This window comes from Roseovarius sp. MMSF_3281 (assembly GCF_030733685.1).
GTDB lineage: Bacteria > Pseudomonadota > Alphaproteobacteria > Rhodobacterales > Rhodobacteraceae > Roseovarius.
Map to the genome: position 1 here is coordinate 19,224 of NZ_JASHIM010000029.1, position 9,929 is coordinate 29,152.

The 9,929-nt window shown below is 60.3% G+C and carries 11 protein-coding genes; 10 read left to right on the top strand and 1 reads right to left on the bottom strand.

Annotation, left to right across the window (positions count from 1 at the left end):
* Nucleotides 1–25 precede the first annotated feature (25 nt).
* The 10 genes from RBB32_RS19385 to RBB32_RS19430 all read left to right on the top strand — a co-directional run bounded on the left by RBB32_RS19385 (nt 26) and on the right by RBB32_RS19430 (nt 9,683).
* The gene (locus RBB32_RS19385) at nt 26–511 is read left to right on the top strand and encodes a hypothetical protein (protein WP_306155146.1); all 486 of its coding nucleotides are present in this window, start codon (nt 26–28) and stop codon (nt 509–511) included.
* On the top strand, nt 508–1,392 hold the full coding sequence (locus RBB32_RS19390) for an alpha/beta fold hydrolase (protein ID WP_306155147.1): 885 nt from the start codon (nt 508–510) through the stop codon (nt 1,390–1,392). Before RBB32_RS19385 ends, RBB32_RS19390 begins: the two co-directional genes overlap by 4 nt.
* A 23-nt stretch (nt 1,393–1,415) precedes the next feature.
* Complete coding sequence (locus RBB32_RS19395) at nt 1,416–2,582, top strand: ABC transporter substrate-binding protein (RefSeq protein ID WP_306155149.1); 1,167 nt, start codon at nt 1,416–1,418, stop codon at nt 2,580–2,582.
* 62 nt (nt 2,583–2,644) lie between these two features.
* On the top strand, nt 2,645–3,508 hold the full coding sequence (locus RBB32_RS19400) for a branched-chain amino acid ABC transporter permease (RefSeq protein WP_306155152.1): 864 nt from the start codon (nt 2,645–2,647) through the stop codon (nt 3,506–3,508).
* Entirely contained in the window at nt 3,505–4,473 is a 969-nt protein-coding gene (locus tag RBB32_RS19405) for a branched-chain amino acid ABC transporter permease (protein ID WP_306155154.1), read from the top strand. The genes RBB32_RS19400 and RBB32_RS19405 overlap by 4 nt, the downstream gene beginning before the upstream one ends.
* The gene (locus RBB32_RS19410) at nt 4,470–5,240 is read left to right on the top strand and encodes an ABC transporter ATP-binding protein (protein ID WP_306155156.1); all 771 of its coding nucleotides are present in this window, start codon (nt 4,470–4,472) and stop codon (nt 5,238–5,240) included. Before RBB32_RS19405 ends, RBB32_RS19410 begins: the two co-directional genes overlap by 4 nt.
* Nucleotides 5,233–5,946 (top strand): ABC transporter ATP-binding protein, encoded by a 714-nt coding sequence (locus tag RBB32_RS19415; RefSeq protein ID WP_306155158.1) that lies wholly within the window; start codon nt 5,233–5,235, stop codon nt 5,944–5,946. Before RBB32_RS19410 ends, RBB32_RS19415 begins: the two co-directional genes overlap by 8 nt.
* 25 nt (nt 5,947–5,971) lie before the next feature.
* Nucleotides 5,972–7,456, top strand: a complete 1,485-nt coding sequence (locus RBB32_RS19420; protein ID WP_306155160.1) for an aldehyde dehydrogenase — start codon at nt 5,972–5,974, stop codon at nt 7,454–7,456.
* 244 nt (nt 7,457–7,700) lie between these two features.
* Nucleotides 7,701–8,087 carry a hypothetical protein gene (locus RBB32_RS19425; RefSeq protein ID WP_306155162.1) on the top strand — a complete coding sequence of 129 codons (387 nt, stop codon included), beginning with the start codon at nt 7,701–7,703 and terminating at the stop codon, nt 8,085–8,087.
* Between the two features lie 12 nt (nt 8,088–8,099).
* The gene (locus tag RBB32_RS19430) at nt 8,100–9,683 is read left to right on the top strand and encodes an AAA family ATPase (protein ID WP_306155164.1); all 1,584 of its coding nucleotides are present in this window, start codon (nt 8,100–8,102) and stop codon (nt 9,681–9,683) included.
* 90 nt (nt 9,684–9,773) lie between these two features.
* Here RBB32_RS19430 and RBB32_RS19435 read toward each other — a convergent pair.
* Nucleotides 9,774–9,929: AlpA family transcriptional regulator (locus RBB32_RS19435; RefSeq protein WP_306155166.1), on the bottom strand; the 156-nt coding region annotated here is incomplete at its 5' end.

A 9,929-nucleotide genomic window follows, 5' to 3' on the forward strand; every position in this document is an offset into this window, starting at 1 on the left:
ATAAGCGCGGCGAGGCGAGCCTGGGATGGCGGCCCAGTTTGGAAAAAATCTCAATTTCATCTTGCATCCTAGTGCGGTGGTTTCGTATGAAATAGACCAAATGGTCTGCACAATGCAACATAAAGAGATAGAAATGAGCAATCAAATCGAAAGCATTTTCGCGCGGTTGCCGGGCCTTTTTGTGGCCCGATCTGACCTTCGCACCCGTAGCGAAAAGGCGCGGGCCACCCTGTTGCTGGAGGCGGGGGAGGATCGCGTCCGTCTTCGTATCGCGGATGGTGCAGTAACGGTTCTTCCGGCAAACGGACCGATGGACGGATGGGATATCGCCCTGCGGGCTGATTCTGGGGCCTGGTATGACCACTGGCAGGCGATTCCGGCGCCCGATGCTTTTGACATTTTCGGCATGGTGCGCCGCGGGCGGATGCGGATAGAGGGCGATTTCACGCCGCTCATGCGTCACCTGCAACTTATCAAAGACATTCTGGCGTTGCCGAGGGCGGCGGCATGACGGCGCAGTTTGATCCCATTACGGGGCGCTACCTGCGGCTCAGTCTCAACGGGCGGTCACACCGCCTTTATGTGGAAGAGGCTGGGCAAGGGGTCCCGCTGTTATGCCTTCATACTGCTGGGGCGGATGGGCGTCAGTATCGCGACCTGATGCTGGACGAAGCCGTGACCTCGCGCTTTCGAGTCATTGCCTTTGATATGCCATGGCACGGAAAATCGAGCCCCCCCGAGGGGTGGCAGAGCGAGGAATACCGACTGAGTACCCAAGGCTACGTCGGAATGATCCTCGATGTCTGCGCTGCGCTTGATCTGGACCGACCTGTGGTACTGGGTTGCTCCATTGGCGGGCGGATCGTCCTGCAGTTGGCGGCGGATCATCCGGACAGGTTTCGTGGTCTTATTGGGGCACAGGGTGCGGCTTGGCAGGACGCTTGGTATGATACGGACTGGCTGCACCGGCCTGACGTTCACGGCGGGGAGGTCTGCGCGGCGCTTATCTCAGGTCTGATCGCGCCCGGGGGTCCCGAGGCCGACCGGTACGAGACGCTCTGGCATTACATGCAGGGCGGTCCGGGTGTCTTTAAGGGGGACCTTTGGTTCTACCGCGTCGACGGCGATCTGCGGGACACGATCACGCGGATCGACACCACACGGTGTCCGCTGTGGCTAATGGCGGGAGAATACGATTTTTCTTGCCGCCCCGAAGACATGCAAGCCACCGCTGATGCCATTCCTGGCTGCAACGCCGTCAGGATGGAACGGCTGGGCCATTTTCCAATGAGCGAGAATTACGGGCAGTTTGCCCGCAGCCTTATCCCGATCCTTGATCAGATTGAGGGGTCGGCTCCGGCGGCGCAGGGCGCCGTGGCGGAGCGCAATTAACAACTTCTGGGAGGAAATCTAAGATGAAACGGAACAGCATTCTCGCGGCAGCTTCGGCTTTCGCGCTGATCTCCGGCAGCGCCATGGCGCAGGAGACTTTGAAGATCGGGGCTCTTGTCACAATGTCCGGCGCCGGGGCGAGTTGGGGCAACGGCATGAAGCGTGCTGCCGAACTGGCCGCGAAAGATGTAAATAAGGACGGCGGCCTTGAAGTCGGCGGGACGAAATACCGGGTAGAGGTCATCGCTTACGACGACAGCTACAAGGCCAACGAGGCAGTGACGGCCGCCAACCGGCTCGTCTTCGAGGACAAGGTCAAATACATTGTCGGAACTGTCGGTTCGGCCCCGATCTTGGCCATTCAGCCTATTACCGAGGAGAACGGAGTTATCACGATGACCCTCGGCTTCACTGCCAAGGCGCTATCGGCGGACAAGTCCTACACCTTCCGCCCGAACCCGACCACGGCTGAAGTCGCGCAGCCGCAGATCGATTGGATCGTGAAGACCCAGAACGTCAAGACGGTTGGCGCACTCTTTCCCAAGGACGAGACCGGCGAAGCGATCGCCAAGGACCTCGCCGGAGCTTACGAAAAGGCTGGCGCAACCCTAGCCGCAACGGAATTCTTCGAACGTGACCGCGTTGATTTCATCCCGCTGCTGACGCGTATCATCTCGCAGGGGGTGGACGCGATCGAGCTTGATGGCAACTCTCCGGTTACGGCAGGGCAGATCGTGCAACAGGCCCGAGATCTGGGCTTTGACGGCGTAATCTTGCGGACCGGCGGCCCCGCCACGCAGGAGATCGTCAACGTGGCCGGTGAGGCCGCAGCCGAAGGCATGTTTGTGCACTCGGCCTTTGACCCCGGCGTGGAAAGCGCCAAGGCCTACGAAGAGCGTTATGTCGAAACCTACGAGGAGCCGATGAACGGGTTCTCGCCCTTCTTCTATGACGGCACCAAGATGCTTTTCCAAGCGATGCAAGACGCCGGCACGGTCGAGGATACCGAGGCGGTCAAGGTCGCGATGGAAAACATCACCGATTACGAAGGCATCCTCGGCACGATGAATTGGACGGGCCAGGATCGCTATGGCATCGCGCACCAGCTTGATAGTCCCTTCTACATTGCCCGTGTGACGGGCGGTCAGGAAGAAATCGTCGCACGCTGTAACTCTGCTGGCTGTGAATAAGCACCTTCAGGCTGCGCGCGACGACATGCTGCGCGCGGCATATCATTGAAAGGACCGGCTTCGTGAGCTTTCTTATAGCCCAGTCGTTAATCAACGGTATCATTCTGGGAACCCTTTACCTATTGATGGCCATCGGTTTCACGCTGGCTTTTGGCGTGATGCGTATTGTCAATTTCGCGCATGGCGAATTCTACATGATCGGGGCGTTCTGCGCCCTGATCGGCGTCACCTGGCTGGGTTTGCCCTTCCCGGTGACACTGGCCCTGACCATTGCGGTGGCGATCCTGTTTGGTGCGCTGGTTGAAAGGGTCGTCTTCCGACCATTCCGCAATGACGAGCTGTCTGGGATGATCGCCTCGCTCGGGCTTGCGATGATCCTTCAGCATGGGGCGCTGATTCTTTTCGGCCCCGATCCGCAGGCATTTCCGGCCATCGTGACGGGCGTCTTCAAATGGGGGTCGCTGATCGTGCCGAAATCCCGCGCGCTCGCACTTGGCATCGGCATCGTGATCCTGCTGATCTTCTACCTTTTCTTGATGCATACCCGGCATGGGCGGGCCCTGCGCGCACTGGTTCAGGACCAGGAAATTGCCGCCGTCTTTGGCGTCCGGCTCGAGATCATGTATGCACTCGGCCTAGGCTTCGGTGTTGCGTTGGCTGCGGTGGCTGGCGGGTTGATGGCACCGCTTTTCGGAGTGTCCCCATTCATCGGAGCGACGCCGCTGCTCAAGGCTTTCATTGTGGTGATCCTAGGCGGACTCGGCTCCATTCCCGGCGCCGCGCTGGCCGCGATCCTGCTGGGGTTGATCGAAAGTTTCACATCCTCCTTTGTCAGCGCTTCGGCTGCCGACATCGTGACCTTCGCGTTGGTGATTGTCGTGCTTCTGGTCCGTCCGGCAGGACTGTTGGGGAGGGCCGAGACATGAGCGTAACATCCACCTCAACCGCTGGCGGGGTGCGTCCGATGAAGCTTGTCGGGGCCATCCTGCTGACTCTGGCGGCGACGATCCCCTGGTTCACCGGCAGCACCTTCCACTTCCATATTGCGGTCATGGTCTGCATCTCGGCTATGGCGACCAGCGGTCTGGCCGTCATCGCCTGGGTTGGACAACTTTCGCTGGCCCATGCCGCTTTTGCTGGGATTGGCGCTTATACCTCGGTCCTGCTGGTGGTGCGCTTTGACCTTCCGGTCCTCTTGGGGCTTCCGGCGGGGGCACTGGTGGCGGGGGCGGTGGCCTTTGTCATCGGTTCACCGCTTCTGCGTCTGCGCGGGGTTTATTTCGTGCTGATCACCTTCGCGCTGAACGAGCTGTTTCGCCTCATCATGCTCGACATCCCGGAATATTCCGGCGGGTCGAGCGGTATCGCGGGTATTCCCAAGATATCGCTCTTTGGCATCACCTTGTCGAGCTATCAGGCAGTCTATCCCTTTGCGCTGGTCTGCTTGTCATTGGTCATTGGGCTGCTCGTGTTGATCCGCCGTGGCCAATTGGGCCGGCGTTTCGCCGCGGTGGAGGAGAATCTGGATCTGGCGGAGTCCTCGGGTATTCCGACGGCAAGGACCCAGAACATCGCCTTCACCATCGGTAGCGCAATCGCCGGTTTCGCAGGTGCCTTTCTGGCCCACTATGTCGGCTTCATCTCACCTGAAACCTTCGGATTCCAGCTGTCGGTGTCTTACGTGATCATGCTGGTAACGGGAGGTCGTCTGGCCCTATGGGGGCCGCTGGTTGGCGCGCTCTTTCTCACGCCGCTGCCCGAGTTCCTGCGCGGTGCGGTCGAGTATCAGCATATCATCTACGGGGTCGTGCTGATCGCGGTGCTGCGGTTCTTGCCACAGGGGCTTGTAGGTCTTCCCGCACAGCTGGCGCAGAAAGGAGGCCGGGCATGAGCACGCTTTTGGAAATCAGCGGGCTGACGAAACGGTTCGGTGGGCTGACGGCCCTTTCGGATGTCAGTTTTTCCGCCTCAGACGGTGCGATCACCGGGTTGATCGGCCCAAACGGTGCCGGAAAGACGACCTGTTTCAACCTGATAACGGGCACGCTGCCTGCTACCTCCGGAACCCTGCAATTCAAGGGGCAGGACATCGGGGGCCTAGCTCCGCACCGGATTGTTGAACGAGGATTGGCCCGGACATTCCAGGCGGCGACGACCTTTCCCGCCGCAACCGTGCGAGAGAACATCCTGCGTGGGGCACTACTACGGCACCCGCTGGGGCTGGGTGCGATGCTGTTTGGCGGCCCCGCGGCCCGGCAGGCAGAACAGGCGGCGCGGGGCACCGTCGAAGAGGTAATGGAGGCGCTCGACCTAACCGAACACGCCGATCGGGAGGCTGGCACACTTGCCTACGGCCATCAGAAGCGGCTCGGTGTGGCCATCGGGCTGGCTACACGGCCCGCGCTGCTGTTGCTTGATGAACCCGCGGCAGGGCTCAATCCCGATGAGGTCGACCGTTTCGCCATCATGTTGAAGGAGATCCGAACCCGTTTCAATCTGTCGGTTCTGATTGTTGAACATCACATGCGGCTCATCATGCGGGTCTGCGATCACATCGTTGTTTTGGACCACGGTGAAAAGATCGCCGAAGGTGCTCCAGAAGAGGTGCGGGACAATCCCAAAGTGATCGAAGCCTACCTGGGAGCCGAACATGCATAGTGACCTTTCCGTCCGTAACCTCGTCGTCAACTACGGGCCTGTTCGTGCCCTGCACGGTGTCAGCTTCGACGTGCCCGAAGGGCAGGTGGCGGCGCTTGTCGGATCCAACGGTGCCGGCAAAAGCACGATTCTGAAATCAATCTGCGGGCTACTGAAGCCCATCGAAGGCGAGATTCGCGTGGGTGACAAGATCATGTCACCTCGACCAGGTGATCCGCTGCGCCACGGCGTCGCTCTGTCGCCTGAGGGCCGCCGCCTCTTTGGTCGGCTCTCCGTCGAGGAAAACCTTATGATGGGTGCTTATACCGTCAGAGACAAGGCCGCCCGAGACCAGATGCTTGACCGGGTCTTTGTCTATTTCCCCAAGCTGAAAGAGCGACGGCGGCAGATGGCGGGGTCCCTGTCGGGTGGGGAACAGCAGATGTGCGCCATCGGTCGGGCACTCATGGTGCAACCACGCGTGCTTTTGCTGGACGAACCCTCGTTGGGAATTGCCCCTATCATCGTCGCCGAACTCGCCACAATCATCCAAGAGATCAGCCGTGACCTGTCCATGACGGTCCTGCTGGTCGAACAGAATGCCCAAATGGCGCTCTCAATCGCCGAAACGGGCGTGGTGCTGGAAACGGGCAAAGTCGTGCTGACCGGCACGGGCCACGAATTGCTGGCCAGCCCGGAAGTCCGGGCCGCTTACCTCGGAACCTAATTTCGTAACATAGAAGGAACCGACCATGTCGCTTCTCGCCAAGGACGCCGTGCTGCCGCCGGTCGACCAAATTCAAGACTTGCTAATTGCCGGGCGACCCGCCGCCGGAGATGGGCCGCCGCTCGATGTCACAAACCCCGCAACCGGTGCCCTCTTGGGGCGCGTCGGCACCTCCAGCCCAAAGCAAGTCGCAGCCGCGGTCGCGGCAGGCCGCGACACCCTGATCCAGACCAACTGGGCAGAGCGCCCGCCGCATGAGCGCGCCCGCGTGCTGACCCGCGCTGCAGACGAGATTGAGCGCCAGGCCGATCACCTCGCGGATCTGCAGATGTCCGAGAATGGCAAGACACGCCAGGAAAGCCGGGCACAGGCAATGTCGGCCGCAGACATCTTCCGTTATTATGCGGCGGTCTGCGAGTGCAGCGAAGAGTCCATGCCGCCCGCGCGTGGCGACTATTTTACGATGCAGGTCTATGAGCCCGTCGGTGTGGTCGCGGCGCTGACGCCGTGGAATTCGCCTTTGACCATGGGGGCACAGAAAATTGCGCCTGCGCTGGCGGCGGGGAATGCGGTGGTTCTCAAGGCCGCTGAAACGACCTCCTTCGTGACCCTTGCGCTGGGCCAGTGTGTCGTTGAAGCGGGGCTGCCGAAAGGGCTTCTTTCGGTCGTCACCGGCGGGCGCGAAACGGCGGTGGCGCTGGTCGAGGACCCTGGGATAGGCCTCATCAGCTTTACCGGCGGTACCGCGACAGGCCAGAGCATTGCGCGGGGGGCAGCGGACCGGCTGGTGCCGCTGATCCTTGAACTGGGCGGGAAGTCTCCGCATATCGTATTTGCGGATGCTGATCTCGAGGCGGCGGCCAGGGCCGTTGCCAACGGCATTTTCGGAGGCACCGGGCAGTCCTGTGTCGCTGGCTCGCGGCTCTTTGTTCAGGCCTCTGTCGCCGACAGGTTCCTTGACTTGCTGATCGAGGCTGCGGGAGCCATGACGCTGGGGCCGCCCTCTGACCCATCCAGTGTCATCGGTCCACTATCCTCCTTTGCACATCGGGACCGTGTGGAGGCCTTTGTAAAGTCCGGTATCGACGCGGGCGGAGAAATCCTTTTCGGGGGGTGCCGTCCGGAAGGTGAGGTTTATGCACAAGGGGCCTATTTCCAGCCGACGATCATCGGAGGCCTCGACAACAACTCGACCGTTGCCCAAGAGGAAATCTTTGGCCCGGTCCTGTGTTTCATGACCTTCGAAGACGAAACGGATCTGATCGCGGCCGCCAACGACAGCGCCTATGGGTTGGCCGCAGGCATCTGGACCGACAGCTACCGGCGGGCCTGGCGCGTGGCCCGCGCGCTCGAGGCGGGCACGATTTGGATCAATACCTATAAGCAGCTCTCGATCGCCGCGCCTTTTGGTGGTTTCAAGCTCTCGGGGCTGGGCCGTGAAAAAGGGTTACAGGGCATGCGGGCTTATCAGCAGATGAAAAGTCTATATTTTTCAAATTCTTATGGTTAATGTGGTGGAAGGTATAGAGAGATCAAACGCTGGAAGCGCGGGGGCTGTTCGACAAGGAATGGAATGGCTTTGTCGCGATGGAACATGAACCAGATGACGACGAGGACGATGACGTCGTCGCCAATTTGCCCGATGATGTCGTACGGCCACCCAGTAAACGATCCTGGGAAGCCCCGGAAACACCTCTGGCCAAGACCATGAGCGAGGCGGAGATCGCGGCGGCGATCTTCTCCGGATGTGATCCATGGGCACAATCAAGGACCGGCCAAGGCAGGATGGTGCGCACGGGGACCCGCCTGCGTCCCTGATTGCCACGGCCTTGGGGTTGAGCGTAATCGTCGATAGTGATGATCACCTGCGCAGTCTGTTCGTCCCTGGTCATGTCACGAACCTCATCTGCCCGGCAGCTTGTCTCTGGGGGCTGGCCCAGATCCTGCCCGGTGCCGCCAAACAGTGGAAAAGCCATCTGCTCTTACCGAAAACGGCTGATCTGCATCGCTACGTTCAGGACGAGGACGAAACCGGTCGCCCGAAAAGCCGCATGCGTAAGCGCGGGATGTGGGGGGCACGGATCGAGCGGAGTCTTGCTCAAGGGGCTTCGGTTTTGATCGTCACTACGGACCCCGGATAGCTTGACGAGACCATGAATGCGCTTGTGTCGCGCCGGGTGACATGGCCGGGCATCACGCCGCAGATCATCGTCGAGACCTTGCGGTTGACACATAGCGCCACGGGGTACCTGTCCGAAGCTGACATCCTCCAGCGTTTGCCGGAAGAGCACAGCCTGAAGCTGTTCGAGCCTGCACAGATCGATGCGGCCTTTGCGGCCCCCACGACCCTGCAGGTGGCGGATCGCCTCGCAGGCATCGCCCGGAAACTGACACGACCGGTTCCGGGCGTGACCCTGGATAGCCTCCACGGTCTCGGGGATGTACGCCGATCACTGGATCGCATGTTGAATGATCTTCAGCTTTGGCGAGGTGGTGATCTGTCATGGTCGGATGTCGCATCGAGTGCTGTATTCCATGGGCCGCCGGGTACTGGCAAAACCACGATGGCGCGCGCCTTCGCGGGCTCGGCAGGCCTTCCGATCATCGAGACGTCGTATTCGGATTGTCAGAAGCACGGCCATCAAGGCGACATGCTGGCGGCTCTCGATCAGGCTTTTGGCGAAGCCAAACAGGCGGCTCCGGCCGTGTTGTTTATCGATGAGCTTGATAGCTTCTCGCAGAGAGATGCGCGGCCCCACAATGCGGATTACTTGCGCGGTGTCGTGAACGGGTTGCTCGAGCAAATCAACCGCGCCAAGGATATCGGTGGTTTGGTTCTGTTCGGCGCAACCAATTACCTTGATACGGTCGATCCGGCGGTTATTCGAAGCGGGCGCTTCGATCTGAAGCTGCATGTCCCGTATCCCGGCAAAACAGGCTTGAGGGCGATCCTCGCCACAAAGCTTGGTAGTGAAAATACCGGAGGCGTCGATACGGGGGCAATTGCAGATCGGCTGATCGGATTGTCCGGCGCGGATGCCGAAGCTGTAGCGCGGGATGCTCTTGGACGTGCCCGCGCCGATGGCGCACCGGTGAATCAACAGCACCTTGAACTGGCGGCAGATCAGATTGTACCGCCGCTGGACGATGACACGTTATGGCGGGCGGCGATCCATGAGGCCGGGCATGTGATCGTCATGATGCGCCTCGGCTGGCCGATTCCGGATCGGGTTTGTCTCACCCCGAACGGGGGACAGGTCGAGTCAGCGCCGGTAAAATCCCTGACGCCAAGGACGGCCCAGGAACGCCTGCAGGTATTGCTTGCGGGCCGAGCCGCAGAAATCTGTGTTTTTGACCAGCCGAGTTCCGGTGCGGGTGCCGGAGTGCAAAGTGATCTCGCGAAAGCCACCAGTCTGGCCCTAGCGATTGAGCGCCATTGGGGGTTCGGGGACAGTGGATTGCTATGGGATGGTCTCTCGGCAGAAGATGTTTGGCGTGCTCCCGCAGATATCCGCGAACGGGTAGAGGTGCATTTGCACGAGGCCCAGGATAAGGCGGAGGTCACGCTCCGGGCCAATCGAACTGTCCTTGAAGCGTTGGCCGAACGGTTGTTGCGCGTCAGAGATATGTCTGGGCGGGATATCGAACTGCTTGAACAGGATATCACGGCCAGCAACGACGATGTGCCCTCAATCGAGGTGGCAAGTGACGCGCAAAGCACTTGCCTGGAAAACTGATTGCAGCCCTGCAGGTGGCTCCATCGGATGACAACCAAAACCGCCCGGCGCAAATGACGCCGGGCGGTTTTTGCATGGGAGAGTATGTGTTCAGACTTCCAAGCGACTTTCCAGCCATTCCTGAATTGAAGTGCTGTGCCATCCGATAAGCCGTTCGGTCAGTTTGACGGGGGCCGGAAATGTGCCCGCATTGATATGTCTGTAAATTGTCGAGCGGCTTAGGCCAGTAATTTTTTGTACATCTTT

Excerpts from the sequence above, each read along its gene's own strand:
- RBB32_RS19385 (WP_306155146.1), top strand. The coding sequence starts at position 26 with ATGGCGGCCCAGTTTGGAAAAAATCTCAATTTCATCTTGCATCCTAGT.
- RBB32_RS19390 (WP_306155147.1), top strand. The coding sequence starts at position 508 with ATGACGGCGCAGTTTGATCCCATTACGGGGCGCTACCTGCGGCTCAGT.
- RBB32_RS19395 (WP_306155149.1), top strand. The coding sequence starts at position 1,416 with ATGAAACGGAACAGCATTCTCGCGGCAGCTTCGGCTTTCGCGCTGATC.
- RBB32_RS19405 (WP_306155154.1), top strand. The coding sequence starts at position 3,505 with ATGAGCGTAACATCCACCTCAACCGCTGGCGGGGTGCGTCCGATGAAG.
- RBB32_RS19410 (WP_306155156.1), top strand. The coding sequence starts at position 4,470 with ATGAGCACGCTTTTGGAAATCAGCGGGCTGACGAAACGGTTCGGTGGG.
- RBB32_RS19415 (WP_306155158.1), top strand. The coding sequence starts at position 5,233 with ATGCATAGTGACCTTTCCGTCCGTAACCTCGTCGTCAACTACGGGCCT.
- RBB32_RS19420 (WP_306155160.1), top strand. The coding sequence starts at position 5,972 with ATGTCGCTTCTCGCCAAGGACGCCGTGCTGCCGCCGGTCGACCAAATT.
- RBB32_RS19425 (WP_306155162.1), top strand. The coding sequence starts at position 7,701 with ATGGGCACAATCAAGGACCGGCCAAGGCAGGATGGTGCGCACGGGGAC.
- RBB32_RS19430 (WP_306155164.1), top strand. The coding sequence starts at position 8,100 with ATGAATGCGCTTGTGTCGCGCCGGGTGACATGGCCGGGCATCACGCCG.